The organism is Vreelandella sp. 2A-K22 (assembly GCF_054065485.1).
Window position 1 is genome coordinate 195,227 of sequence record NZ_JBSUGC010000009.1, and the last position, 25,136, is coordinate 220,362.

At 54.9% G+C, this 25,136-nt stretch carries 23 protein-coding genes; 16 read left to right on the forward strand and 7 right to left on the reverse strand.

The annotated features are described in order from the left end of the window. The first annotated feature begins 89 nt into the window (after positions 1 to 89). Entirely contained in the window at positions 90 to 2,798 is a 2,709-nt protein-coding gene (locus ACW17M_RS14030) for a bifunctional diguanylate cyclase/phosphodiesterase (protein ID WP_027957025.1), read from the forward strand. On the opposite strand, the gene ACW17M_RS14035 is transcribed toward ACW17M_RS14030, so the two are convergent. Genes ACW17M_RS14035 through ACW17M_RS14055 form a run of 5 tightly spaced genes read right to left on the reverse strand, consistent with a single transcriptional unit; the run spans position 2,795 to position 7,630 of the window. Then, positions 2,795 to 3,811, reverse strand: coding sequence for a CobW family GTP-binding protein (locus ACW17M_RS14035; protein WP_027957024.1), 1,017 nt, complete (start codon positions 3,809 to 3,811; stop codon positions 2,795 to 2,797). The two genes, ACW17M_RS14030 and ACW17M_RS14035, sit on opposite strands and share 4 nt — an antisense overlap. Before the next feature lie 3 nt (positions 3,812 to 3,814). Further along, positions 3,815 to 4,867 carry a GTP 3',8-cyclase MoaA gene (moaA, locus tag ACW17M_RS14040; protein ID WP_022521823.1) on the reverse strand — a complete coding sequence of 351 codons (1,053 nt, stop codon included), beginning with the start codon at positions 4,865 to 4,867 and terminating at the stop codon, positions 3,815 to 3,817. Then, positions 4,864 to 6,135, reverse strand: coding sequence for a molybdopterin molybdotransferase MoeA (gene moeA, locus ACW17M_RS14045; RefSeq protein WP_027957022.1), 1,272 nt, complete (start codon positions 6,133 to 6,135; stop codon positions 4,864 to 4,866). The genes moaA and moeA overlap by 4 nt, the downstream gene beginning before the upstream one ends. Then, the gene (mobA, locus tag ACW17M_RS14050) at positions 6,132 to 6,758 is read right to left on the reverse strand and encodes a molybdenum cofactor guanylyltransferase MobA (protein WP_009285880.1); all 627 of its coding nucleotides are present in this window, start codon (positions 6,756 to 6,758) and stop codon (positions 6,132 to 6,134) included. Before mobA ends, moeA begins: the two co-directional genes overlap by 4 nt. After that, complete coding sequence (locus ACW17M_RS14055; protein WP_022521826.1) at positions 6,755 to 7,630, reverse strand: formate dehydrogenase accessory sulfurtransferase FdhD; 876 nt, start codon at positions 7,628 to 7,630, stop codon at positions 6,755 to 6,757. The genes mobA and ACW17M_RS14055 overlap by 4 nt, the downstream gene beginning before the upstream one ends. Before the next feature lie 198 nt (positions 7,631 to 7,828). Here ACW17M_RS14055 and ACW17M_RS14060 point away from each other — a divergent pair, with 198 nt between their 5' ends. The 10 genes from ACW17M_RS14060 to moaB all read left to right on the forward strand — a co-directional run bounded on the left by ACW17M_RS14060 (position 7,829) and on the right by moaB (position 17,342). Beyond that, complete coding sequence (locus ACW17M_RS14060) at positions 7,829 to 8,269, forward strand: DUF3305 domain-containing protein (RefSeq protein WP_022521827.1); 441 nt, start codon at positions 7,829 to 7,831, stop codon at positions 8,267 to 8,269. After that, positions 8,266 to 8,898: a DUF3306 domain-containing protein gene (locus tag ACW17M_RS14065; protein WP_041159348.1), complete on the forward strand. Its 633-nt coding sequence runs from the start codon at positions 8,266 to 8,268 to the stop codon at positions 8,896 to 8,898. Before ACW17M_RS14060 ends, ACW17M_RS14065 begins: the two co-directional genes overlap by 4 nt. A 199-nt stretch (positions 8,899 to 9,097) precedes the next feature. Continuing rightward, positions 9,098 to 10,825 (forward strand): 4Fe-4S dicluster domain-containing protein, encoded by a 1,728-nt coding sequence (locus ACW17M_RS14070; RefSeq protein ID WP_041159347.1) that lies wholly within the window; start codon positions 9,098 to 9,100, stop codon positions 10,823 to 10,825. Positions 10,826 to 10,829: 4 nt separating this feature from the next. Then, the gene (locus ACW17M_RS14075; protein ID WP_041159346.1) at positions 10,830 to 11,444 is read left to right on the forward strand and encodes a TorD/DmsD family molecular chaperone; all 615 of its coding nucleotides are present in this window, start codon (positions 10,830 to 10,832) and stop codon (positions 11,442 to 11,444) included. 66 nt (positions 11,445 to 11,510) lie between these two features. After that, positions 11,511 to 11,711: a twin-arginine translocation signal domain-containing protein gene (locus tag ACW17M_RS14080; RefSeq protein ID WP_022521831.1), complete on the forward strand. Its 201-nt coding sequence runs from the start codon at positions 11,511 to 11,513 to the stop codon at positions 11,709 to 11,711. Positions 11,712 to 11,735: 24 nt separating this feature from the next. Continuing rightward, complete coding sequence (locus ACW17M_RS14085; RefSeq protein WP_009285876.1) at positions 11,736 to 14,588, forward strand: molybdopterin-dependent oxidoreductase; 2,853 nt, start codon at positions 11,736 to 11,738, stop codon at positions 14,586 to 14,588. A 64-nt stretch (positions 14,589 to 14,652) separates the two neighbouring features. Next, complete coding sequence (gene fdh3B, locus ACW17M_RS14090; protein ID WP_022521832.1) at positions 14,653 to 15,267, forward strand: formate dehydrogenase FDH3 subunit beta; 615 nt, start codon at positions 14,653 to 14,655, stop codon at positions 15,265 to 15,267. Between the two features lie 11 nt (positions 15,268 to 15,278). Next, positions 15,279 to 16,379, forward strand: a complete 1,101-nt coding sequence (locus ACW17M_RS14095; protein ID WP_009285875.1) for a formate dehydrogenase subunit gamma — start codon at positions 15,279 to 15,281, stop codon at positions 16,377 to 16,379. A 103-nt stretch (positions 16,380 to 16,482) separates the two neighbouring features. Continuing rightward, positions 16,483 to 16,815 carry a DUF1244 domain-containing protein gene (locus ACW17M_RS14100; protein WP_457547666.1) on the forward strand — a complete coding sequence of 111 codons (333 nt, stop codon included), beginning with the start codon at positions 16,483 to 16,485 and terminating at the stop codon, positions 16,813 to 16,815. Positions 16,816 to 16,820: 5 nt separating this feature from the next. Continuing rightward, a complete protein-coding gene (gene moaB, locus ACW17M_RS14105) occupies positions 16,821 to 17,342 on the forward strand; it encodes a molybdenum cofactor biosynthesis protein B (protein ID WP_022521835.1) in 522 nt (173 codons plus the stop codon). A gap of 131 nt (positions 17,343 to 17,473) precedes the next feature. Here the strand turns inward: moaB and ACW17M_RS14110 are convergent, their stop codons facing one another. Next, positions 17,474 to 18,856 carry an aminotransferase-like domain-containing protein gene (locus ACW17M_RS14110; RefSeq protein ID WP_457547667.1) on the reverse strand — a complete coding sequence of 461 codons (1,383 nt, stop codon included), beginning with the start codon at positions 18,854 to 18,856 and terminating at the stop codon, positions 17,474 to 17,476. 187 nt (positions 18,857 to 19,043) lie between these two features. Between ACW17M_RS14110 and dctP the strand changes: the two genes are divergently transcribed. The 5 genes from dctP (at position 19,044) to ACW17M_RS14135 (ending at position 24,710) form a co-directional block, all read left to right on the forward strand. After that, complete coding sequence (dctP, locus tag ACW17M_RS14115; RefSeq protein WP_342584101.1) at positions 19,044 to 20,099, forward strand: TRAP transporter substrate-binding protein DctP; 1,056 nt, start codon at positions 19,044 to 19,046, stop codon at positions 20,097 to 20,099. 72 nt (positions 20,100 to 20,171) lie between these two features. After that, the gene (locus ACW17M_RS14120; RefSeq protein WP_027957017.1) at positions 20,172 to 20,684 is read left to right on the forward strand and encodes a TRAP transporter small permease subunit; all 513 of its coding nucleotides are present in this window, start codon (positions 20,172 to 20,174) and stop codon (positions 20,682 to 20,684) included. Further along, complete coding sequence (locus tag ACW17M_RS14125; RefSeq protein ID WP_457547668.1) at positions 20,681 to 22,003, forward strand: TRAP transporter large permease; 1,323 nt, start codon at positions 20,681 to 20,683, stop codon at positions 22,001 to 22,003. The genes ACW17M_RS14120 and ACW17M_RS14125 overlap by 4 nt, the downstream gene beginning before the upstream one ends. An 8-nt stretch (positions 22,004 to 22,011) precedes the next feature. Continuing rightward, positions 22,012 to 23,289, forward strand: coding sequence for a hydroxymethylglutaryl-CoA reductase, degradative (locus ACW17M_RS14130; protein ID WP_258955994.1), 1,278 nt, complete (start codon positions 22,012 to 22,014; stop codon positions 23,287 to 23,289). A gap of 215 nt (positions 23,290 to 23,504) precedes the next feature. Continuing rightward, complete coding sequence (locus ACW17M_RS14135; RefSeq protein WP_039857282.1) at positions 23,505 to 24,710, forward strand: molybdopterin molybdotransferase MoeA; 1,206 nt, start codon at positions 23,505 to 23,507, stop codon at positions 24,708 to 24,710. An 18-nt stretch (positions 24,711 to 24,728) separates the two neighbouring features. Here the strand turns inward: ACW17M_RS14135 and ACW17M_RS14140 are convergent, their stop codons facing one another. After that, positions 24,729 to 25,136 carry a hypothetical protein gene (locus tag ACW17M_RS14140; RefSeq protein ID WP_027957015.1) on the reverse strand — a complete coding sequence of 136 codons (408 nt, stop codon included), beginning with the start codon at positions 25,134 to 25,136 and terminating at the stop codon, positions 24,729 to 24,731.

Sequence of the window (25,136 nt, forward strand, 5' to 3'; positions counted from 1 at the left end):
CGTGTCAGCGCGTGTTATGTATCATTTTTAGTTACTTTTTACACTGTATCAGGTGTCCCCCTGGGTTACCTGAATAAGGCTTCTGCGCGATGTCCGCTACCTCCAATGATGTAAATGATGATGTATTGAAAGCCACCAAGACTTATCGCCAACAGCGCCGCCATGTGATTGCGCTATATCTGCTAGCACTGCTTGTCATGATGGTGCTTTTCGGCTGGCTGCTGAGTGAACAGTATCGGCAAGAAATTGAGGCCGCCGAGTCGCGGATTACCGCCCGCGCTAATGTGGTTGCTGAGTGGGCAAAAGGCGTATTTGCACAAAGCGGGCAAGCGCTTTTTGGGCTTGCTGAGATGCTAACCCTGCAAGGCATGCCAGATAGCGATAATGCCCAGGCCCTTCAGCGCTCGCTAGAAAACCTGACCCTGTATGTGCCCATGGTGGACGAAATCGCTGTGTTGAGCGCTGAAGGCCGAGTAATGGCGAGTGGCCGCAGCAGCCGAAGAGCAGGTGCTGATATCAGCGATACGACGTTGTTTAATGCCTTTAAGCAAGCAGGACAAGAAGAACTGATTACCCCGCTTTACTGGTCTATCAGTGACCAACGCTACTATTTGTACCATGGTCGACGATTAGAAACCTCGTCCGGCGAGTTTGCTGGGGTGGTCATCTCTAGCATTGTACCTGAAGTGTTTGCCGACGCCCTGGAGCAGATGAGTGTCTATGACGGCGAGAGCATTGCCCTGGTCGACCCCGGATTAAAATTTATTGCTCGCTACCCGACCCCCGAAAAGCCATTTTCGATTGGCAGTCAAATTGAGAGCCCAGAAACGGCCGAGTGGCTTACCCGTGGTGAGTCCACATGGTCAATCAACATTGACTCACCTATTGATGGCCGCAAACGGCTGTTTCGCATGCTGAGAGTAGGCGAGTATCCGATGCTGGCTGTGGTTGGCGTTGATCTTCACGAATTGCTCTCGGCCTGGCGGCAGCGTGCTTTGATTTTAATGTTGGTGACGGCAGTGATTGCCCTGCTGGGTGCTTGGGGGGCGCGCCACTACCTGAATCGTTTAGCGTTGTCGCATCAACTACGTCAGCGTATTGAGGAGCGTGAACAGGCCCGTGCCGAGGCCCAAATCGCCGCTGCCGCCTTCCAGACGCACTTAGGCATCCTTATTACCGATCCACAGGGCATCATTCTTAAGGTGAATGAGACCTTCAGCCGCATTACCGGCTATAGCGAAGCGGAGATAGTGGGTAACAATCCGCGCATGTTTAGCTCTGGGCTACAAAACGCCGCCTTTTACCGCCGTTTATGGAAGCGTGTTATCAAAACCGGCAACTGGGAAGGCGAGATATGGAACCAGCGTAAGAATGGTGAACTGTTTCCCGAGTGGCTAACCATTAGCGCTGTCTACAGCGTTGAGGGCACCTTAACTCACTACGTGGCCACCATGAGCGATATCAGCGAGCGTAAAGCCGCTGAACAAGAGATTCATCAGCTAGCATTTTATGACACCTTAACCGGGTTGGCCAACCGGCGGCTGTTTATGGATCGCATAGGTAATGCCCTTAAAGAGCTTCAGCGCCATCAGCGTTGCGGCGCACTGCTATTTATCGATATCGATAACTTTAAGCAAATCAATGACACTCTGGGGCACTATGCGGGGGATCAAGTATTGCAGAGCGTTGCTCGGCGAATGGGGCAGATGTTGCGCGATACCGATACCTTGGCGCGGCTGGGAAGCGATGAATTTGCGGTATTAATCGAAGGCGTGGATAGCAATTACGCTCAAACCACCCGGCTGGCAGAGCGTATTGCGCACAAGCTGCTGGCAACTCTTAACGAATCAATCACTCTGGCCGAAGAGAGCATCACGGTGACGGGGAGTATTGGTATTGCGATCATGGCCAGCAATGAGTACGGCGTGGATGACTACCTGCAGCAGGTAGATATGGCGCTCTTTCAGGCTAAGAACAACGGCCGCCATGGCGTGTGCTTTTTTGACCCCTCGATGCAGGCTGCGCTTCTGGCCCATGTGAAATTAGAAGCGGATCTGCGCCAAGCGCAGGCCAGCCAGCAGTGGCAGCTCTATTATCAGCCCCAAGTGGATCACCATGGCGTGATCACTGGCGTTGAGGCGCTGCTGCGCTGGCATCATCCTGAACGCGGCATTGTTTCACCAGGCGATTTCATTCCGCTGCTGGAAAGCAATGAGCTGATAAACGATGTAGGCGAATGGGTATTGGAAGATGCCTGCTATCAATTAGCGCGTTGGGCGCAGCATCCACGGCTAAGCAAACTGACCATATCGGTGAATATTAGTCCGCTTCAGTTTCGCGATGAGCAGTTTCTGGCTCGTGTAGAGGGGGTGTTTGCGCGCACTCAGGCGCCGCTTCAGCGGCTAAAACTGGAGGTGACCGAGTCACTGTTTGTGGAAGCGCGAGACGACGCCAGAGATAAAATGCTTGCCCTTAAAGCGCGCGGTGTACGCTTCTCTCTGGATGATTTTGGCACCGGCTACTCGTCCCTGGCCTATTTAGCGCAACTGCCGCTGGATCAACTGAAAATTGACCAATCCTTTGTGCAGCAGGTGCTCGAAAGCCAAGCCAACGCAGCGATTGTCGAGAGTACCATTGCCCTGGCAGAGAGCCTCAATCTAGAGGTCATTGCAGAAGGCGTAGAGACCAAAGCGCAGCAGGCGTGGCTACTGGCGCACGACTGTCACGCTTATCAAGGCTATCTGTTTGGGCGGCCGGTTACTGCAGAGGCCATCGAGAGATTGATTACGGGCGCTTAACCCAGCGTCAGTAAGCGGAGTTGGCCTTCGATATCGAGAGCGGGGCTCGTATCGGGAAGAATAACTTCCAGCCGGGAGTCTTGCCGCCACGCGCTGCTTTCAACGCTCAGCGTACCTCCGGCGCGGTTAAAGCGTTTCCAGCCGCTATCGGTATGAAACACGCCTTTAATGCGTGCCTCTCTGGGGAGTTCTCCCAAACAGGTGGCCAAGCTATCCAGGTCGAAGCGCTCGCTTGGGTGCCAACGTAACCCCGTACTGGTGTAGCCCAGCGAAGTGCCGGTTTCACGCTGGGGCTTGCCGGGCGGGGGCGGAAAATCAAAAAAAGACCCGGCTAAGCTGGGTGTTGCCGCCAACTGTTGATGGTTGGCGGGTACGCTGATATCGCTCCCTTCGGCGCGTCCGCTCTGGGTCAACAGTCCTATGGGGAGTTCGCCTTGGGGAGCTTCCTGCACCCATTTACGCGGTGGCCAGCGCTGTGCCACAAACGCATGAGCGGCGCCGAGCTGCTCGGGCGTGCTCTGGTCGAGCATGGTGAGTGCCACGGCATCGGCCATATCGAGCTGGTCGCGGAAGGTGTCGTGCGTTCGGGAGCGGGCGTCATCTAATCGGCGTGGGTCGAGAGTAGCAATAATATCGCGTACCTCGACCACTTGCTGGAAGGCTTCCCCTCGCAGTAGATCCAACAGACCTGCCGGGTGGCCAAGGCCTGAGGGCTCGATGATGACGCGATCAGGCTTGCTGCGTGCGAGTAAATTCACCAGCGCCGCTTGCAGTACAAAGGCGAGCTGGCAGCAAAGGCAGCCGCCGGGAAGGCCCTTCACTACCACATCATCACGGGCATCAAACATCGCCTGGTCGATGCCGATTTGGCCAAACTCGTTGACCAAAATGGCCCAGGTTTCATCCACAGGCTTCTGTTCGATGAGGCTGTGGATAAGCGTTGTTTTACCGCTGCCGAGAAAGCCGGTAATGATATGCACCGGCACTTTTGCCAACCGTTCTGACGCTGCCAACGCCTAGCCCCCTGTCATATTCATAAAGCGTACTACCTGCACATCGCCATCGGTGGTGAAGTGATGGCGCTCGGGCTTAAGCGGCAGGGCGTTGATGATCGCCTCTTTTAGCGCCTGCATATTACCGGGGTGACGGCGTAGCACGGCGCGAAGATCGACCGAGTGTTCGTTGCCTAAGCACAGCAGCAAGCGGCCTTCCACGGTCACGCGCACCCGGTTACAGGTATCGCAAAAGTTGTGGCTATGGGGGGAAATAAACCCAACCCGGCTGTCGCTATCGGCCATCTTGAAGTAGCGCGATGGGCCGGGTGTGGTTTCGGTCGTGGGGATCAGCGGATAGCGCGTTTCGATCAAGTCTTGAACGTCATCGCTGGAGTAGAAGGTTTCCGCCCGTGAGTGGTCAGAAACATCGCCCAGCGGCATCTCTTCGATAAAGCTAATATCGAGGTTTTCCTGGCGTGCAAAGGTGACCAGGTCGATTACTTCGTCGTCATTGCGACCTTTTAAGATCACCGCGTTGAGCTTGATGCGTTTAAAGCCCGCTTCCTGGGCGGCATGAATGCCGTCGATCACTTTGGCTAAATCGCCGGTGCGGGTGAGCTGCTTAAAGCGCTCCGCATTTAGCGAGTCCAGACTAATGTTCAGCCGCCGCAGACCGCTTGAGTAAAGCTGCTTGGCGTGCTTGCGTAGGCTGGCGCCGTTAGTGGTCATGGTGAAGTCGTTAAGGCCTGGCATGGCGCCGATCTCATCGACCAGTTGCTCAATGCCGCGGCGTACCAGCGGTTCGCCGCCGGTAAGGCGAATTTTCTCGACCCCCAACTCGGTGAAGGCGCGCGCCACCATAGCGATCTCTTCCAGCGTCAGTACCTGGGCGCGGGGCAGAAACGTCATCTCCTCGCTCATGCAGTACACGCAGCGGAAATCGCAGCGATCGGTGACCGAGATGCGCACGTAGCTAATGCGCCGACCAAAGTCGTCGATCAGTTGCTGGTCAGCGTCTGGCTGGACAGATCGCTGCTGATTAGCTTGTGGTTGTGCGGGTCGTTGCTCGGTCATAGCCATCCCGTTAGTGGTTGTATGCTGACTACCTCGCCTGACTGGGCGCCTGCCTGGTCGTCGGCAAGCTCAATCAAGCAGTTAGCAGCCACCATCGAGGTTAAAATGCCCGAACCCTGGGCGCCGGTACTACGCACGAGTAACCGTCCTTCGCTATCAGTATGGTAAACGCCACGGATAAAGTCAGTGCGCTTCAAGCGACTTTTTATGGCGGTGTCGGCAATCGCAGTAAGGCGATGGGGTGTTGATGTCGGCTGCCCATACAGCCGATCCAGCAGCGGCGAGACAAACTGTAGAAAGGTTACCATGACCGCCACCGGATTGCCGGGCAAGCCAACAAACGGCGTGCGCTTTTCACCCAGCCAGCCGCAAGCCATGGGGCGCCCAGGTCGCAGCGCTACCCGCCAGAAGGCTAGGCGGCCTAACTGTTCCAGAGCCTCACGGGTAAAGTCAGCCTGGCCAACGGAAACACCGCCGCTGGTGATTACCAAATCGCTCTGCTCTGCAGCGTCTTCAAGGGCCGTTTTAATGGCGTTTAAATCGTCTGGGAGAATGCCCAGGTCAATGACATCGGCGCCGTGTTCGGCAAGCAAGCCCATCAGGGTGAAGCGATTGGCATCGTATATACCTGCTTTGGGCAGCGGCTCACCGGGAGCAGCGACTTCATTGCCAGTGGAAAAGATCGCCACCCTTGGGCGCTGACATACGGCAACATCTGCGTAACCTAACGACGCTAAAAGCCCTAGGGCCGCCGCATCGAGCCGTGCTCCCGCAGGCAGTGCCGTGTCGCCGAGACCAATATCCTCACCGGCCTGGCGAACATGTTGGCCGTGTTTGAGGAGTTCTGGCGACTCGATGATCACATGCCCAGGCTGCTCATCTAACGGTTCGCGGAGCTGTTCACTCATCACCACGGTATCGGTGCCCGGCGGCAGTGGGGCACCGGTGGTGATGCGTACACAGTGACCGGCAGGTACTAATTCGCGGCGATACTGACCGGCCAACACCTCTCCAGCCAACGGCCAGCGGGTCTGCTTGGCTCCAACACCTTCTCTGGGCAAGGCTAGCGCTACGCCGTCCATGGCCGCATTGGTATTTTGCGGCACGTTAATGGGGGCTTTCACGGTTGTGGCCAATCGGCGACCATGAGCCTGCGCCAGCGGAATCCGTTCGCTGCCCAGCGGGCGTTCAATCAAGGTGGCGAGCGCCTGACGCGCTTCGTCCACGCTGAGCATCTGCTCGCCAAGATCAAAGCAGGAGAGGGTCATTTCACCTCCTTGCTCGAAGAACCCATGAGTACTTTTTCCAGGTGCAGCTTCTCTTCCTCAGTATTAAGGTTAGCAAAGGCATCAGGGCAGTCCGACATATCAACCTTGCACCAAGCATGGCGAGCGTACCAACGATCGATCTTACGCTCGCCCTCGGCCAAGGTGGCGGCCAAATCATCGGCCAGCGAGGTGCGCAGTAGTGCAACTACCGGGTGCAGCCGTTCGCCATCAAAAGCCACAGCGATATCATGCTGGCCAATACCTTGTACCATGCGCGCCACTAAATCGTCAGGTAGGGCGGGGGAGTCGCAGGGAACGACCAGTAGCCACGGCGTTTTTGCCGCCTGCAGGCCGCTATAGATCCCCATCAAAGGGCCTTTAAAGCCGCCTTCGGCACCGTCCATTACAACATCCGCTATAACGCGATCGGCGAAAAAGCGATAGGCGTCAGCATTGCGGTTGGCGTTAATCAGTAGCTCGGCCACCTGACCTTCAAGGCGCTTCACCACATGGCCGACGAGTGGCAGGCCCGCAAAAGGCTCCAGCCCTTTGTCACGACCGCCCATTCGGCGCCCTTCGCCGCCCGCGAGAACCATGCCAGTGAGGTCGTGAGTAGGGATCATGAGCTTGCCTTTTTTGATGAGCGGTATTCTTGCGATGAACGGGCATGGGATGGGCGCGGTGGAATAGCGTCCAGGGCTAAACGGTTTTGGGTGTTGATCGCTTGGAAATGGCGCCCTTTGGCGCGGGCAATTAACATCACGCCGAAGCGTTCGGCCAGTTCGACGCCTTTTTGGGTGACGCCTGAGCGAGAAACCAGCACGCTAATGCCCATTTGTGCCACTTTGAGTACCATTTCGGAAGTCAGTCTCCCGGTGGTGTAGAAAATATCCGCATTGGCGCTGTCGGCCTGTTGTAGCCATTGGCGCCCCGCCAAGGTATCCACCGCGTTATGCCGTCCTACGTCTTCAACAAAGTCGAGTACGTCGGTTTGCTGGCACAGCGCGCAGCCATGAACGGCGCCAGCGCTGCGGTAGGTCTCGTTGTAGGCGTTAAGGTTTTGCAGCAGCTGATAAAGCGTGGATTGTGCCAATTGAGTATCGGGCAGCGCCGTGAGAGCGGTTTGGTCGAGCAGTTTACCAAATACCGTGCCCTGGCCGCAGCCGGTGGTGACCGTACGGGTGCTTAAGCGTATTTCTAAATCCTCGGGCAGATGGCGAGTAATCACTACCGCGGCTTCTACTTCCCAATCGACTTGCACGGCCTCTAAATCAGCCGCGGCGTTCAGCAGCCCCTGATTGCGCAGATAGCCGACCACCAGAGCCTCCGGGTCGTCACCCAAGGTCATCAAAGTGACAATTTCACGCTTGTTGAGGTAGACCGTCAACGCTCTTTCAGCGGCAATCGCCTGCTGGCGTGCATCGCCATACTCGTCAACGATGCTGATCTCGGTAGTGGCCGGTAAGCGGGCTCGGCTTAACTGAAGGGCGTGCATCCGCAATCCTCGCTGCTGATATGAAAGCATCTGAGCCTGATAAAATACCTGAGTAAAAAGGTCAGAGTTGACGATGATGGCGCTGGAGAGGCTTACTTGTCTACCTGTTCGACTGCTATCCGTTCAAAGTCTAGGTGCTTCGCTTAAGTACTGTGCTCAAGTGCTGTGCTTAGATACTTCGCTAAGGGGTTTAACGCGATGTCTGATAATTTACGTTCACTGAGTATCACCCTGGTCGCCGAGGCTAAGCAGGTGAAAAGCTTTACGCTAACCCAGTGGCGTATTGCAGAGCTTACCCTGAGTGATCAGGGCCCCAATGTGCTTAACCTGCAGTTGTCGATGACCGAGCGTGCTGCCTACCGTTTCAACCTGACGTCTGCCACCCCACGGCTATTTGTGCGAGCGGGTTTTACTGGGCAAACACCCAAACCTGATGCGATTACCGCTAGTCAGGACGTGGCAGCCGGTTGGATGGACGGTGAGCAGCAGGTGCTCGAAGCACCAATGCCCATGGCCATTCAGGTCTGGATTGAGAGCTACCTCGCACGCCACGGCGAAGCGCCGATGGAGATGCGCAAGAAAAAACGCAAAGGAGCGGGGCGCGCCAAAGAGACCCCCACCAAGGAGCAGCCGCAATGAGCCGCCTAGAGCGCTGGTCGCGCCTAAAACGCAACGTTCCCCAAGAGCAAGATGCGCCGCCGGTTACAGAGCCCGTTGAGGAACTGGCGGCCAAATCGGATATTTCACCTGATGCCGCGCAGGAAGCGCCAGAGCAGACATCACTAGAACAGTCTCCTGCAGAACAATCGCCTTCAGAACCAGCACCTAAGCCCGGCAGCTTAGACCACACCTTGCCCGACCCTGAAACGCTGGAAGCGGGCAGCGACTTCAGCGCCTTTATGGTGCCAGGAGTAAGCGGAGCCCTGCGGCGGCGTGCTTTGAAGCGCCTGTGGGCCACCGGCAACTACAACGTTCGCGACGGCCTGGATGACTATGATGCCGACTACAATCAGCTGTTAAAGCCCATGGACTCCGAGCTCGCCAGCAAACTGCGCCGCTGGACGCATAAAGTGGAAGAGGCGGTTGATAAGTCGCTAGACGAGCCCGAGTCCCCAAAAGAGTTGGCAGAGAACGAGCAAACAAGTGAGAAACCGGTCGCGCTAGAGGACGACTCCTCAACACCTCGCGATGATGGTGTCAAAACTGTAGAAAACACCTTACTAGACGACCAGTCTGATTATTTATCTGATCCTAAGACGAAAACATGAGATTAGTGATAAAATTATAAAAATCAAATTATTGGGTGTGTTAACAGTCGCCAGCGTTGGCAGCGTTGACGGTAATTAATTTGGCAAAATACGTATTTCGCCATAGGCTGAACTTAGCTTCTATGCATTGTTATGCCACAATAGTTAGATAGTATAACTCAAAATTATAATAAGAATTATTCACTGACCGTGAGAGCGCATGAATCAACGAATCCAACTGGCGTCGCTAGACGACCAGCGCAATGCCGAGGCTCGGGAGACGGTACGCCAGCGTATCTCGTGGCCCGCTAACCTAACGCCTGCCAATGTGACCTATCACAGCCGTGGTCATGCGCTGCTGCTCGGCAGTGAGCGCGATACCCGACAAGCCGCGCGTATTCTGCAAGGGCGTGGTTTGGCTTCATTGACGCTGGTTTTTACCGCGCCCAACGCCGAAGGCGTTGACGACGGAGTTAATGATAGTGACTTGCTCGCTGCCACCGAGATCCTCACCACCCAGGCGCTAACCCGCGCCCAGGCAGAAAAGCTGCGCATTAGCGGCCATTTGGGCATGTTCAAAACGCTGCTTGATGGCGATGAGCCGCTTGATCTTGCCCGTGCGCTGATCGAGCGAGAGGCGTTTGACCTAGTCCTGGATTTAAATGCCTCTCCTTGCCTACCGGTGGAATTACCACCGCCTGGCTATGTGGTAATGCAGTGGCAGAATGTCGAGCAGCGCAACGACATCCTCGACGACTTTGTGGGGCTGGTGGGCGAATTCGACAAGCCGCGTTATTTTCAGGTCAATAGCGACTTATGTGCCCACTCTACCAGCGGCAACATTGGCTGTACCCGCTGTTTGGATGTTTGCCCCGCGGATGCCATCTCCAGCATTCAGGGGCGGATTGAATCTCACATCGAGATTGATCCCTTTCTCTGCCAAGGCGTGGGCAGTTGCACCAGTGCCTGTCCCTCTGGCGCTATCGAATTTCGCCTACCGGAAACGCGCCGCCAGCAGGATACGCTCTCTGCTTGGCTGGGCGCCTACCGCGAAGCGGGTGGCCAAGCCCCGGTGCTGCGTTTTATTACCCATGATTCCCAAGATGCTGAGCGCGCAGCGGGTGTAGTCACCGCAGGTCATATCATCGACGCACCGCTAGAAGAGCTGGGCGCAGCGGGCCATGACCAGTGGCTAACCGCTCTGGCCGCCGGTGCCGCCGAAGTGCGTATCCAACTGCACCCCAATATGCCCGCCCGCTTAAGCGCCTTTTTGACCGATCAGCTCACTCAAGCGCATGCTCTATTGGACGCCCTAGGCCATGACCGTGCTCGCATAAAGCTGATCGAGATAGCCGATGATGCAGGCAGGGATGCGCTACCGGCACTCACCCCGTTGACAGAGTCACCGCTAAGCCTGCCTGAGCCAGAAAAGCGTGCGCGCTTTAACCGTGTGCTAGCGCGGTTGGCTGAATTGGGCAACCCCAACGGCGAGCGGGCTGCTATGCCAGCAGGCGCTGCCTACGGCGCCATTCAAGTCGATAGCGATGCCTGCACGCTCTGCCACGCCTGTGTCAGCAACTGCCCGACCCCGGCATTAAAATCAGGCGGCAAAACGCCCGCGCTGAGCTTCCTTGAAGCGGACTGTGTGCAGTGTGGTTTGTGTGAGCAGGCTTGCCCGGAAAATGCGATTACTCTGATGCCAGGCTTTCTGGCATCCAATGCCCGCGAAACGCGCCACATCTGTCACGAAGAAGCGGCCTTTGAGTGCATCAACTGCGGTAAGCCGTTTGCCACTGTCAGCACGGTCGCTACTATTAAACAGAAATTGGCTAACCACCCCTACTTCGCCGGCGAGGCGATGATCCGCCTGGAAATGTGCGAAGACTGCCGGGTAAAAGATGTCTGGAAAACCATGATTCGCGACCCTGACGCGCAACTGAAGGTATAAGCCGATGACGGATGCACTGCCCACGCTCAAAGAAGCGGATGCGCTACGCGCCGATATCTACCGGCTGTTAGCCACGCTACTGCGCCAAGCGCCAGATCCAGAACTACTCGACTGGTTGGCTGAGCTAACTATCGAGCAAGATGGTAGCCGCCTGGCAGAGTGCTGGCAGTCGTTGGCGGTAGCGGCTAACGGTGCGGATGCTGAGAGACTGCAGCGAGCTCACTTTCGCCACTTGGTCGGTGTGATTCAAGGTGAGGTGGTGCCCTACGCCTCCTGGTACCGCAACGGCGAATTGATGGAGGCGGCGCTGGTGGCGCTGCGCCAAGACCTAAAAGTGCTTGGCTTTGAACGCAGTGAGCATACCCGGGATCCGGAAGATCATCTGGCTGCCCTGTGTGAAGTGATGGCGATGCTGATCGACGCCGAAAGCTCTGAGCAGGGTTATTTCTTTAGCCAACATTTAGCCCCCTGGGCGGCCAGCTGTTTTGCCGACCTGGGGCAGGTAGACACCGCTTTCTATGCAGCGCTGGGGCAGTTGGGTAGCGCTTTTATGGAGAGCGAACAGGCTCGCTTGAGGGTTGATGCGGGCCATACGCCAGTGCGTATTCTTGAGCCTTAACGCAGGCTTCATAAAAGAAACAGCAAAAAAAGACCCGCATAAAAAAGCATGCAAGAGGAGAAACCCATGCAACCGTCACACAACGCTGAGCGCCGTCGGTTTATGAAAACCGTTGGGTTGGGAACCGCCGCTGCTGGCGCCGCGGCGGCAGTCGGTCATGTCACTCTGGCACAGGCTGACACTGCCCCGGTGAAAAACGAAAAACCAACGGTTAACTACCGTGAGACTGATCACGTCCGTGCTTATTACGCCTCGCTGCGTGACTGACGGCGGAATGCCAGGAGATTTGCCATGCGCTTAACTCGCAAAACAGACACCCCCAAGGCCTCAGGGCTGGGTATTTCCCGTCGCCAGTTCCTCAAACGCAGCGGTGCAGCCACTGGCGGTATGGCCGCCGTTGGCTTTATGAGTGCGCCCATGATGCAGCGCTCAGAAGCAGCCGATAAAACCCCCGTGCTGGACTCGCCGGTCGAGACCAAACGCACCATCTGCTCCCACTGTTCAGTAGGTTGTGGCGTGTATGCCGAAGTTCAAGAGGGCATTTGGACTAAGCAGGAACCCGCTTTTGATCACCCTATCAACCGTGGCGCGCACTGTGCGAAAGGTGCTTCGCTGCGCCAGCACGGCCACTCCACGCGGCGTCTCAAGTACCCAATGAAGTTAGTCGCGGGTGAGTGGGAGCGTATGAGCTGGGATGACGCCATTAACGAGATTGGCGACAAACTGCTTGAGCTGCGCGAAGAGCACGGCCCGGACAGCGTTTACTGGTTGGGCTCGGCTAAGTTCAGCAACGAGCAGGCGTATTTAATGCGCAAGCTTGCCTCGCTGTGGGGCACCAACAATACCGACCACCAGGCGCGTATCTGCCACTCCACCACCGTGGCCGGCGTGGCGAATACCTGGGGTTATGGAGCGATGACCAACTCGCTCAACGACATGCATAACAGCAAGGCGATTCTGTTCATTGGCTCCAACCCCAGTGAAGCGCACCCGGTGGCGATGCAGCATATCCTGATCGCTAAAGAGCGCAACAATTGCGACATTATCGTCGCTGACCCTCGCTTTACCCGTACTGCCGCCAAGGCCAACAAATACGTGCGTCTACGTCCCGGTTCGGACGTCGCCTATATTTGGGGCTTGTTATGGCACATTTTTGAAAATGGCTGGGAAGACAACGAGTACATCAATCAGCGCGTTTACGGTATGGATGAAGTGCGCGCTGAAGTCGCCAACTTCCCGCCCAGCGTTGTAGAAGAAGTCACCGGTGTCCCCGAAGCCGAGATGTACGATGTCGCTAAACGCCTCTCCGACAACCGGCCTGGCTGTGTGGTCTGGTGTATGGGCGGCACCCAGCACACCACCGGCAACAACAATACCCGCGCTTACTGCATTCTTGAGTTGGCGCTGGGGAATATCGGTGTGGCGGGCGGCGGCGCTAACATCCTGCGTGGCCATGATAACGTACAGGGGGCGACCGACCTGGGCCTTGGCTGCGATTCATTGCCTGGTTACTACGGTTTGGCGGAAGGTGCCTGGCAGCACTGGGCGCAGGTGTGGGATCTCGACTACGAGTGGCTTAAAGGCCGCTATGACGATACCGAGTATGCCGATGGTAAGCCCATGTACACTGCCGGTATTACCGTATCGCGCTGGGTCGATGGCGTGCTCGAAGAGGACGAGAATATCTCCCAGCGTACCGCGCTGAAAGCAATGTTCTACTGGGGCCACGCGGTTAACTCCCAGACTCGCGGCGTCGAGATGCAAAAAGCGATGCAGAAGCTTGAGATGATGGTCATCGTTGACCCTTATCCTACCGTTGCTTCGGTTATGCATGATCGCAGCGACGGCGTGTATCTGCTGCCAGCGGCCACCCAGTTCGAAACCACAGGCAGTGTCACCGCGACTAACCGCTCGATTCAGTGGCGTGACCGCGTGATTGAGCCGCTGTTTGAGTCCAAGCCCGACCACGAAATCATGTACCTGTTTGCTCGTAAGCTGGGCTTCGGTAATGAGTTGGTCAAGAACTACCAGATGAACGGCGACGAGCCGCTCATCGATGACATTCTGCGCGAAATCAACAGCGGTATGTGGACGGTCGGTTACACCGGGCAAAGCCCCGAACGCCTCAAAGAGCACCAGAAAAACTGGCACACGTTCAGCTTCGAGAATCTGCGCGCAGAGGGCGGCCCGGCGGACGGTGATTACTACGGCTTGCCGTGGCCCTGCTGGGGCACGCCAGAGTTCGGCCACCCAGGCTCGCCTAACCTTTACGACACCAGCGTGCCGGTGATGGAAGGTGGCATGGGCTTCCGTGCCCGTTTTGGTATCGAGCGTGACGGCGTCAACCTTCTGGCGGAAGGTTCAGCGCCGGTAGGTGGCGATATCGACGACGGCTATCCAGAGTTCAACGACCAACTGCTCAAAGACCTAGGCTGGTGGGACGACCTGACCGCCGAAGAGAAACAGGCGGCGGAAGGCAAAAACTGGAAAACCGACCTCTCTGGCGGTATCCAGCGTGTCACCATTGAGCATGGCTGCGCGCCTTACGGCAACGCCAAGGCACGCGCTGTGGTCTGGACTTTCCCCGACCAAGTGCCGAAGCACCGTGAGCCGCTCTACACCACGCGTCGCGATTTGGTTGAACGCTTCCCTACTTGGGACGACTTCGACTCCATCATGCGCCTGCCGACCATGTACAAAACCATTCAGGATCGCGACAACACTGGCGAGTATCCAATGATTCTCACCTCTGGGCGCCTGGTTGAGTATGAAGGTGGCGGTGAAGAGACGCGCTCCATGTCGTGGCTTGCCGAGCTGCAGCAGGAGATGTTTGTCGAAATTAACCCGGCGGACGCCAACGACCTCAGCATCAAAGATGGTGACGATGTTTGGGTAGAAGGGGCAGAAGGGGGCCGTGTGAAGGTCAAAGCCCTGGTCACTCCTCGCGTCGATCGTAACGTAGCGTTTATGCCGTTCCACTTTGGCGGCATGTTCCAGGGCGAAAGCCTGCGTGACCGTTACCCGGATGGGTCTGATCCGTACATCATTGGTGAGGCGGCCAATACCGCCACCACCTACGGCTATGACCCGGTGACACTGATGCAAGAGACCAAGTGCACCATCTGCCGCATTGAGCGGGCTTAAGCTTCGACCGACCTGACAGCACGGCGGTGCGGGAGCCATCCCGCACCGGCATGAGGAGAACACCATGGCTCAAATGAAATTTATGTGTGACGCCGAACGCTGCATTGAGTGCAACGGCTGCGTCACCGCCTGTAAAAATGCCAACGATGTCGAGTGGGGCATTCAGCGCCGTCGCGTGGTCACGCTCAACGACGGTGAAGCGGATGAAATGTCCATCTCCGTCGCCTGCATGCACTGTGACGACGCCCCTTGCATGGCGGTGTGCCCCACCGACTGCTTCTACAAAACCGATGACGGCATCGTGCTGCACGACAAAGACCTCTGCATCGGCTGTGGTTACTGCCTTTACGCCTGCCCGTTTGGCGCCCCGCAGTTTCCCCAGCAGGATGCCTTTGGTGAGCGCGGCAAGATGGACAAATGTACCTTCTGCGCGGGCGGCCCGGCCGAAAGCAAAGAAGAGGAGTACGAGAAGTACGGTTCCAACCGTATTGCCGAAGGTAAACTGCCGCTGTGTGCTGAGATGTGCTCCACCAAAGCGCTGCTTGCCGGTGATGCCCAAGACGTGGCCGATATCTTCCGTCAGCGTGTTGTCCATCGCGGGCACAAAGATGGCGCCTGGTCTAATAACCCTCAGGCCAGTGCCGACAACCTAGCCTATGATGCTGCCCATAAAGGGTAAGGAGGCGTGTCATGAACCTGTTGACTGCACAGGCATCCGGTGGGGTGCCACGCTCAGGTAAAGGGCTCGCCCTGGGTATTTGGCGCTTTATGTTGGTGGCGTTTGCTCTGGTGCTTAGCCTCGGCTTCACGCAAGTGGCGTTGGCTCAAGCGGATCCTGACCGTGAAATGAACACCGCTGCCCCCGGCATTACCGCCGACCAGTGGCGTCAGGTACGCAGTGGAGAGACCGGGCCTAACTACCGTGACTCGCGTTATGAAAGCGACTACAGCTTGATCAATGCAAGCGGTGAAACCTGGCGGCAGATTCGCAACCGCTGGGTGTCGCCGTTTGGTTTGATTGCGGTATTTGGCATGGCGGCGCTGATCGCGCTGTTCTACTTCATTGTCGGGCGTAAAGAGCTTGAGGCGCCGCGCACGGGGCGTCTACTTTTGCGTTGGACGCTGATGAAACGCGCGCTGCACTGGACGGTAGCAACGCTGTTTATCATTCTGGCGCTGACCGGGATGACGCTGCTGTTCGGTAAATTCGTGTTCCGCCCACTGTTTGGCGATGGGATTTGGGCCTGGATGATTGCGGCGACAAAAGTGCTGCATAACTACCTGGGGCCGATCTTTGGCATTCTGCTGGTGATCCTGCTGGTCAGCTTGATCAAAGACAATATTCCCAAAAAGCACGACTGGGTATGGTTCAAGAAAGGCGGCGGTATGATTGGCAAAAAGCATGTGGATGCTGGTTTTGCCAACGGTGGTGAAAAAGCCTGGTACTGGCTGTTAGCGACGGTGGGAATCTTAGTGGTTGCCAGTGGCTTCGTGCTCGACTTCCCCAACTTCGACCAGGGCCGTGACACCATGCAGTGGGCCAATATTATCCACGCAGTGGGCGCATTGGGGCTTACGGCGGTTTCCCTCGGCCATATCTATATCGGCACGTTGGGTACCGAAGGCGCGCTAGAAGGTATGACCACGGGCTATGTGGATGAGACCTGGGCCAAAGAGCACCATAATCTTTGGTACGAAGAGGTCAAAGACCAAACGCTATCGGAACAAGAGGTGGCGGCCCGCAAGTCATCTGGCGGCAGCAGTGAACCGTCGGCAACGCGAACCAGTTAATAAGCATTTAATGGTCGCTAAGACACCGCCTTTCGGCGGTGTCTTTTGTTATGCTTCACCTTAAGTTATTAAATAACCCAAGCCATGTATGAGAGGAACGGTTATGTCAACGTTTGATGAGTTAGATCCAACCACGCGCACCGAGCTTGAAGCCGCCGCGTTTCGGCGTTTGCTACAGCATCTGGACGATAACAAAGATGTCCAGAATATCGATCTGATGATTCTGGCGGACTTTTGCCGCAACTGCTTATCGAAATGGCTGGTTAGCGCTGCTGAAGCGCGGGATGAAAGCCTCAACTACGAAGAGGCCCGCGAGTACGTTTACGGTATGCCTTACAGCGAGTGGAAGGAGCTTTACCAGCCGCCCGCTACGCCTGAGCAAATGGCGGCCTGGGAAGCTCACCACGCCAAAAAGAAAGCAGCCAAACAAGGGTGACGTCAATGAGTGAGCCAATGGTGCCCCTCAACATAGCCGTACTCACGGTCTCGGATACCCGCACGGAAGAGACGGATCGGAGCGGTCAAGCCTTGGTCGAGCGGCTAACCAACGCCGGTCATACTCTCGTTGAAAAGCGCATAGTGCCTGACGATGTCTATCGTATTCGTGCGGTGGTCGCGAACTGGATCGCCGAGGCGGATGTGCAGGTAGTCATCACCACCGGAGGCACTGGCTTCACTGGGCGTGACTCTACCCCTGAAGCCATCTCGGTGCTGCTGGATAAGCGCATCGAAGGCTTTGGAGAACGCTTTCGTCAGCTAAGTGGTGAGGAAATTGGCAGTTCCACCATCCAGAGCCGCTGCCTCGGCGGCTTAGCCAACGCCACGGTAGTGTTCTGCCTGCCTGGCTCAACCGGCGCCTGCCGCACCGGCTGGGACGGCATTCTGGCAGAGCAATTGGATAGCCGCCACAAACCCTGCAACTTCGCTAATCTGGTCATCCCAGGTCGAGGCCAGCATGGTTGAATGAGTGGCATATTTTCCAGGCTGCCGCTTGCTGTAGCAACAAGTTTGCGTGGCGACTTGTATTGGGGTTGCGCTGTCGTCGCGCTCTTGAAAGTTAGTGTCAATGCAATAGCTGCATTGGTTTTAACCGGCTAGCTCAGTGCTTCTTCCTTTAGAAAGTTTAGTAATAAAGGGTGATTCGCTAGAGCAATATTGATTCGAAGAGCTGACCCTGACTCGTCATTGCCTAAAGTAAACAAGTTTCCAGGTGCTAGGAAAATCCCCTGTGCAGAGGCTTTTTTTGCTAGCTCAAGGCCGTCTACGCTTTTTGGTAAAGGGCACCAAATGTAGTAACTCCCGGTGGGTGGCTGAATTTGCTTGAAACCAATATTTTTCAACGAGGAGATCGCTGCTGCGCTAGCCTTGGCCACTCTCTCGCGTAAACGAGTCATTTGGCGACGATAGCGACCATGAATGATCATTTCATGGATCATCCTTTCAATAATGCTTGAACTGGTAACCACCGTGAGCATTTTAATATCAATCAGTGACCGAACCAGCGTCTGATTAGCTGCAATGTAGCCACAACGCATACTGGCAGATAGCGTTTTGGAAAAAGTGCCAACGTATATGACTCGGTTAAGGCCATCGAGCGAAGCAAGGTGGGGCGTTGATCGGGGGAGAATATCACCAAAAGGGTCGTCTTCAATGATGGTTAAATCATGCTGTTCAGCGATACGTAATAAGGCATGCATATTCTGGAGAGACATGGATGTGCCGGTAGGGTTGTGAGCCATAGGCTGAACAAACAAAAGCCTTGGCCGGTATTCCCGGATACTCTGTTCCAGCATATCGAGATCCAGCCCTTGAGGCCCTCTAGTGATGCCGATGGTTTTGGCACGCTGTAGGCGTAATTTACCAAACATTGGGTAATAACCAGGGCTTTCAACTAGCACCACTTCACCGGGCTCTACAAAATGCCTAACAATCAGGTCGAGTGCATGGTTGGCGCCGAACGTCATCAAGATTTGATTTGGATGAACGCTAATTGCACGATCGTTTAGCGTTCTGGCGATATCTTCTCGCAGGCCGATCAATCCCTGAGGGTTGCCGTATTCGAACTCATCTCTGGCGTCATTATCCTGATTGCTGCGTTTGAAATAGCGGCGTATGTCCGAGCTTTCCATCCAACTTGCCGGCAGGCGTCCATCTCCGGCTCTGACTTCATAATGCTGATTCAATTGTTCTCTTAATAGAGAAACCAAGTCGACCGCTTCAGTAAAATGTTCAGGCTTGATAGCTGGGTGAGCTGGTCTGGTTGCTTCCACATAAAAGCCAGAACCGCGCCGAGGGCTGATATATCCGGTCGCGACTAAGCGGTCGTAAGCATCAATTATAGTATTTTTTGAAACCCCAAAGCTCAGGGTTGCATTGCGAATGGAGGGTAACCTTGTCCCCGCCGTTAGCTGCCCCTGCTCAATGCGCTCAATAACTGTATTGGCAACTTGTTGCGCTCGAGGTGTTTTTTGCTTCATAAAATGCTCAATTGTACCCATTAATGAAAGGGTACAGTACATGGGTCAATTTTGAATATTGTACCTTGTCCAGTTTTCTCTATCACCCTAACTTAAGATAAGAGTATGTTTTATTTCTAACAATAATCGGTGATGCAGCAGTCTCTAGTTAGCGCTAATAGCACTGCCATTCACCATGGAGAGCATCGTGAACTTAACAACTATAAATAAAAGCTGGTTCTTTTTAAAAACGATCGCAGCTGTGTCCACTGTGACAGCCTGTGTGGCTCCTTCTGTTGCTATTGCCGAGGATCTGCCCAGCGTAAACTGGCGAATGCAGGCGCTTTGGGATGCGGGGACAACGCCCTATGAATACGAAGAAAAATTTGTAGAGCGGGTATCCGAATTAACTGATGGGAAATTTGAAATTCGATTGTTCGCCGGTGGACAATTAGCGCCATCGGCCCAAGCATTTGAAGCTGTACGTGCAGGTGCCTTCCAGATGATGAAGACATTTGACGGCTATGAAGCAGGTTCTATACCTGCTTTCGCGTTCACCAGCACAGTACCGTTTGGTTTTCCTGAGTCTGACCAGTACGAAGCTTGGTTCTATGAGAAAGGGGGAATTGAGCTGGCTCGTCAGGCCTATGCGTCAGCAGGTCTCTACTACATTGCACCTACGGTTTATGGGCAAGAACCCATCCATTCTAAATTTCCTATCGAATCTCTGGATGATCTGGATGGCAAAAAAGGCCGTTTCGTTGGCTTGGCCAGCACGGTGATGAGCGAATTTGGTGTGTCTACGACAGGGTTGCCTACGGCAGAGGTGTATCAAGCACTTGAAAAAGGGGTCATTGATCTTGCCGATCGCGGCGACCTGACCGCTAATTTTGAAGCAGGCTTGGGAGAAGTGGCCGGATATATAGCTGTACCTGGCTTTCACCAACCCACGACAGCTACCAGTTATGTAGCGAACCAAGCGGCTTACGATAGTTTACCTGACTCTTACAAAGCGGCCTTGGAAGTGGCTGCCCGTGAGATTTCGTCTTCTTTACGGCAGCACATCCTTGCCCAGGATACTGTTGCTCTCGAAGAGTTCGAAGCGCAAGGCGTACAGATCACCCATTTGAGCCCCGATCTCATTGCAGAAGGGCGCCCGACCGCGATGAATGCATGGAGGAGAGCGGCTGGAGATGACGAATTGGCTAACGAAATTCTCAATAGCCAAATCGAATTCATGCAAGAACTTGGCTTGATTGACTGAGTTCCTACCTTACGGTTCCGCGCGCTGGCAATCCGGTAATAGGCCGGATTGCCTTCCCATCGAGGTTCAATTATGGCTGTTCTTCTTGGCTACTGCCGCCTTATAACGGCTCTTAACCGTTGGGTGGCCACGGTTGTATCGGCTTTTGTCTTCATTATGGTGGCCGTCATCAGCTACGAAGTAGTGTCCCGCTATTTTTTCAATGCACCCACTACCTGGGCTATGGAGCTTGCGACACTATTATTTGGCCCTTACTTCTTACTGGCTGGCCCTTATATTCTACATACTGCTGGACACGTCAACGTTGACATACTTTACCGTAAACTGCCGTTTAAGTTGGCAGGCTTAGTAGACTGTCTAACATATGCGCTGATTGTTGTAGTAACGGTGATTTTTATAGATCAGAGCCTACCTATAGCGCTGAATGCCTACGCAAGTGGTGAAACTTCATTTACCTCTTGGAATCCCCCCGTCTGGCCGGTGAAAGCGCTTATTCCGATCGCTTTTTTATTGCTTCTCATGCAAGCGCTGGCTGAAATTATTTGGGCAGTTAAGCGTATTCAAGGTCAAGAGGTGAAAGCATGAGTTCTACTCTTGTCCTTTCAATGATGTTTGTCTCACTGTTGGTATTGTTGCTCAGCGGGATGCCTTTAGCATTTGTACTGGCATTTTTGGCAATTTTATTCACAGTCATACTGTGGGGAGCTGATGCACTAGTGCTGACCGTTCTCCAAACCTTTGATGCAATGACATCAGACATCTTGCTGGCTATCCCACTCTATGTGCTGATGGCAAGCGTGCTTCAGCGCTCAGGTATTATTGAAGCGTTATATCGTGCAATGGAGCTCTGGTTCCGACGTTTGCCGGGAGGATTGGCCGTCGGTACCGTGGCGATCTGTACGGTGATGGCGGCGATGACCGGCATTGTTGGGGCGGCTGTTGCGGCAATGGGCATCCTCGCATTGCCATCTATGCTACAGCGCGGTTATGACCAGCGATTAGCACTGGGCACAATCTGTGCAGGAGGTACATTAGGCATTCTGATTCCTCCCTCAATTATTACGATTGTATATGCTTCTACTGCCCAGATATCAGTTGGCAAAATGTTTGCTGCCGGTATTGTTCCAGGAATAATACTGGCAGGACTGTATATTTTTTATATTATTCTGAGAGCAATTATCCAGCCAAACCTAGCTCCTCGGCAGTCTGGAGAGCAGACAAACCTAGGGGAGATGTTGAGTTCTCTTAAAGCTCTGATACTACCAGTACTGATTGTTTTATCCGTGCTGGGTAGTATCTATGCAGGTATTGCCACGCCCACCGAGGCAGCAGCAGTGGGTGTTGTTGGGGCGTTGATTTCAGCGGCCTTTCAGAAGCAGCTGACATTTAAAAACTTATCTGCTGCATCTATGGATACCTTGCGTGTGACCACTATGATTATGTGGATCACGATTGGGGCGAAGATATTTGTATCCATCTTCACCGGCACTGGCGGGGCGGACTCGCTTCTACAATTCATTCAAGACCTTGAAATGAATCGCTGGTTAGTACTGCTTTCCATGATGCTGGTTTTAGTCTTCCTTGGGTTATTCCTGGATGAAATTGGCATCATCCTTTTATGTGTGCCTGTCTTCTTACCTATCATAAACGCCTTTCAATTTGATCCGGTCTGGTTCGGAGTGCTTTTCCTTATTACTGCTCAGATGGGTTATATCACCCCGCCTTTTGGCTACACGCTTTTTTACATAAAGGGAGCACTGCCACCTGATATTGGTATGGGAACTGTATACCGGGCCATCGTACCCTTCTTAATTTTGCAGCTCATTGCATTAATTTTATTTATGCTTTTTCCCGAAATCGTTACTTGGCTGCCTGAACAACTTTCACAGAAAGTACGCTCTTAAAAAAGGAGATAAAAACAATGACTACAACGACTTCTCGTATTCCAGGGTTGCACAAAATGTCACCTGAAGAGCGGCTACAAAAGGTAGTGGAAGTCACTGGGTTGAGCGAGGATGTTGTCAGGCACCTGGGTAACACGGGCAACCTGGATTCAGCCACAGCCGACTCCATGATCGAGAATGTCATTGGCACCATGAACATTCCTTTGGGTGTGGCGACCAATATGCTGGTAGATGGGCATGATGTCCTAGTGCCCATGGCGACAGAGGAGTCTTCGGTGGTAGCTGCTGTCTGTAACGCAGCCCGTCAGTGCCGTTCAACCGGCGGTTTTAAGACAGACATGTCGAATTCTCACATGATTGCCCAGGTTCAGTTGCTGGGTGTTCCGAATCCTGAATTCGCTCGTTTGCAGATACTAGAGCATAAGTCGCACGTTCAGTTGATATGTGATGAAACAGATCCGGTCTTGCTTAAACACGGCGGCGGGTTCCGTGATATGGAGGTGCGTGTTCTGAAAGGACGCACTGGGCCAATGGTGGTCACCCATCTGATTGTCGATACTCGTGATGCAATGGGCGCTAACGCAGTGAATTCCATGGCGGAAGCCGTAGCCCCCCATATTGCAAAATGGACGGGAGGGAAGACCTATCTGCGTATTTTGTCCAACTTGGCGGATCGTCGGTTAGCGAGAGCACGGGCTACTTGGGCTTTGGACGAAATTGGTGGTGCAGAGGTTCGTGATGGCATATTGGCCGCCTATGACTTCGCCGATATTGACCCTTATCGCGCAGCCACGCATAACAAAGGCATCATGAATGGGGTAAGTGCTGTGGTACTGGCAACTGGAAATGATTGTCGGGCCGTAGAGGCGGGAGCCCATGCTTATGCTGCCCGTACAGGGCAGTACAGCTCATTAACACGATGGGAAGCCGATGCTGACGGAAACCTGACCGGCACTATTGAAATGCCTTTGGCGGTAGGCTTAATTGGTGGAGCCACGCGCTCTCACCCTACAGCGCGTATTGCGCTGGATATAATGAACATAACGACTGCCGAACGGCTTGCCTGCACTATTGCTGCAGTCGGTTTGGCTCAGAACTTCGCTGCACTCAAAGCACTAGCGACGACGGGCATCCAAAAGGGTCATATGGCACTCCATGCGAAAAATATTGCGGTCATGGCAGGTGCGGTTGGTGACGAGATTGAGAAAGTAGCCGACGCGTTGGTGAAGCTTGGTAAGGTAAGGGTCGATGTAGCAGAAGAAATTCTCAACGAGGTGCGACAGTAACGCCTTAGCCAGCTTATATAGAACTGACTAGTCGTCTAGCTAGATGTAACCACTACGGGCTGTTTCTGAACGTTGATCGTGGCATTCTATCTACAGCGCTAATCTACTCTTTAAGGTTAACGACTCCGGTTTTTCTGTTTTAGAGACGACTATGCCATCACTTCATAATACCCAGTTCATGCTCGCCAACCTGGTCATCCCTGGCCGAGGTCAGCATGAGTGACTTGCAGCCAATATCAGCCGCGCTTGAGGCGCTACTGGCAGACGTCAGCGTAATAGGCGTCGAGAGTGTTCCGCTGGAAGCCGCTGCCGGGCGTGTGTTGGCCCAAGCCGTCACCGCACAGCTGGATGTACCACCCTTCGATAATAGCGCGATGGATGGCTACGCCTTGCGCGCTGCTGATGCGGGGCAGTGGCTGCCGGTGAGTCAACGCATTGCCGCCGGCACACAGGCGAAAGCGCTTGCGCCAGGAAGCTGCGCACGTATTTTTACCGGCGGTGAGATTCCTCCCGGTGCCGACTGCGTGGTGATGCAGGAGCGCGTACAAGTTGACGGTGATCGTGCGCTGATGCCTGCGGATATTCCCGCAGGTGATAATGTCCGCCGCCAAGGGCGTGACGTGCGCCAGGGCAGCGTACTGTTAGACGCTGGTGAGCGGCTCGAAGCAGCGGCCCTTGGCCACTTGGCAGGTCAGGGGATTACTCAGGTCAGCGTGCGCCGGCGCCCCTGTGTGGCGCTGCTTTCGACGGGCGATGAGATTATTGATCCGGGTACGCCACTAAAGCCGGGGCAGCTTTACAACTCAAACCGGCCGATGCTTAGGCGCCTGTTAGAGAACTTTGGCGCCGAGGTGGTGAGTACCGTTAGTGTTCCGGATGACTATGCCCGCACTGTGGCACTGTTAACGGCCGCCGCTGCTGAGGCAGACCTGGTGGTCACCACTGGCGGCGTCAGCGTCGGCGAAGAGGATCATGTCAAAGCTGCGCTGGAAGCGATTGGCCAGCTCGATATGTGGAAGCTGGCGATCCGCCCCGGTAAGCCGCTGGCACTGGGTCGTTTGCCTCGCGATGACGGCAGCCAGGTGCGGTTTGTCGGTTTGCCAGGCAATCCGGTCTCGGGGTTTGTTGGTGCCTGGTTGTTTTTGCGTCCCTTACTGGGCGCAATGCTTGGTTGTCCAGCGCTAACATCGCTGCCAGCGGTGACCGCGAAAGCGGGGTTTGCTACCTCCACCGGCCCACGTGAGCACTATATGCGTGTAACGCTTGAGTTCACGCCAAGCGGGGTGACGGCGACGGCCTTTGAGGATCAGAATTCCGGGGTGCTTTCATCCTGTATTAACGCCGATGCTTTTGCAGTGATTCCGGCCAATAGCGACATAGCCGAGGGCGATGCCATTAGCTGTTTGTGGTTGGCTGGCTAAGAGCAGGGGCTGAGAAAGCTAAGGATTAAGCTTGCGGGCATCCAGTAGCAGTACTAGCTGTTGCTGGACGAAGGTTAACCCGCATAGCGCCGTGGAAAATCGGCGGGAAAGCAGCAGTTTAGGCAGCGGGTAGAGGGTGTTGGCCGGCAGTTGCTGAAGCGTTATGTCACCGCTCACGCCCAGTTGCCAAGTGCTGTTGTTGTCGCTGGCTGCTTGAGCGTCGCGTAGGGTAAGCCAGCGGTTAGGTGGGGAGCCATGGTCACCACCTTCATAAAGCAACGTTTGAGCATTGGCAGTGCGCGGTGCCGTGGGGTGATCGGTCATGGCCAGCACATGGCGCGCTTCCAAGGCGGTACGGTAAGGCCCTACGCAAAACAGCACCAAGGCAACCTGGGCCTGTTCATGATGGCCGCGATGCAAGGGCAC

Bases quoted from the DNA above. Each gene is read 5' to 3' on its own strand.
- ACW17M_RS14030 (WP_027957025.1), top strand. From the start codon at position 90: ATGTCCGCTACCTCCAATGATGTAAATGATGATGTATTGAAAGCCACC.
- moaA (WP_022521823.1), bottom strand. From the start codon at position 4,867: ATGACCGAGCAACGACCCGCACAACCACAAGCTAATCAGCAGCGATCT.
- moeA (WP_027957022.1), bottom strand. From the start codon at position 6,135: ATGACCCTCTCCTGCTTTGATCTTGGCGAGCAGATGCTCAGCGTGGAC.
- mobA (WP_009285880.1), bottom strand. From the start codon at position 6,758: ATGATCCCTACTCACGACCTCACTGGCATGGTTCTCGCGGGCGGCGAA.
- ACW17M_RS14055 (WP_022521826.1), bottom strand. From the start codon at position 7,630: ATGCACGCCCTTCAGTTAAGCCGAGCCCGCTTACCGGCCACTACCGAG.
- ACW17M_RS14060 (WP_022521827.1), top strand. From the start codon at position 7,829: ATGTCTGATAATTTACGTTCACTGAGTATCACCCTGGTCGCCGAGGCT.
- ACW17M_RS14065 (WP_041159348.1), top strand. From the start codon at position 8,266: ATGAGCCGCCTAGAGCGCTGGTCGCGCCTAAAACGCAACGTTCCCCAA.
- ACW17M_RS14070 (WP_041159347.1), top strand. From the start codon at position 9,098: ATGAATCAACGAATCCAACTGGCGTCGCTAGACGACCAGCGCAATGCC.
- ACW17M_RS14075 (WP_041159346.1), top strand. From the start codon at position 10,830: ATGACGGATGCACTGCCCACGCTCAAAGAAGCGGATGCGCTACGCGCC.
- ACW17M_RS14080 (WP_022521831.1), top strand. From the start codon at position 11,511: ATGCAACCGTCACACAACGCTGAGCGCCGTCGGTTTATGAAAACCGTT.
- ACW17M_RS14085 (WP_009285876.1), top strand. From the start codon at position 11,736: ATGCGCTTAACTCGCAAAACAGACACCCCCAAGGCCTCAGGGCTGGGT.
- fdh3B (WP_022521832.1), top strand. From the start codon at position 14,653: ATGGCTCAAATGAAATTTATGTGTGACGCCGAACGCTGCATTGAGTGC.
- ACW17M_RS14095 (WP_009285875.1), top strand. From the start codon at position 15,279: ATGAACCTGTTGACTGCACAGGCATCCGGTGGGGTGCCACGCTCAGGT.
- ACW17M_RS14100 (WP_457547666.1), top strand. From the start codon at position 16,483: ATGTCAACGTTTGATGAGTTAGATCCAACCACGCGCACCGAGCTTGAA.
- moaB (WP_022521835.1), top strand. From the start codon at position 16,821: ATGAGTGAGCCAATGGTGCCCCTCAACATAGCCGTACTCACGGTCTCG.
- ACW17M_RS14110 (WP_457547667.1), bottom strand. From the start codon at position 18,856: ATGAAGCAAAAAACACCTCGAGCGCAACAAGTTGCCAATACAGTTATT.
- ACW17M_RS14120 (WP_027957017.1), top strand. From the start codon at position 20,172: ATGGCTGTTCTTCTTGGCTACTGCCGCCTTATAACGGCTCTTAACCGT.
- ACW17M_RS14125 (WP_457547668.1), top strand. From the start codon at position 20,681: ATGAGTTCTACTCTTGTCCTTTCAATGATGTTTGTCTCACTGTTGGTA.
- ACW17M_RS14135 (WP_039857282.1), top strand. From the start codon at position 23,505: ATGAGTGACTTGCAGCCAATATCAGCCGCGCTTGAGGCGCTACTGGCA.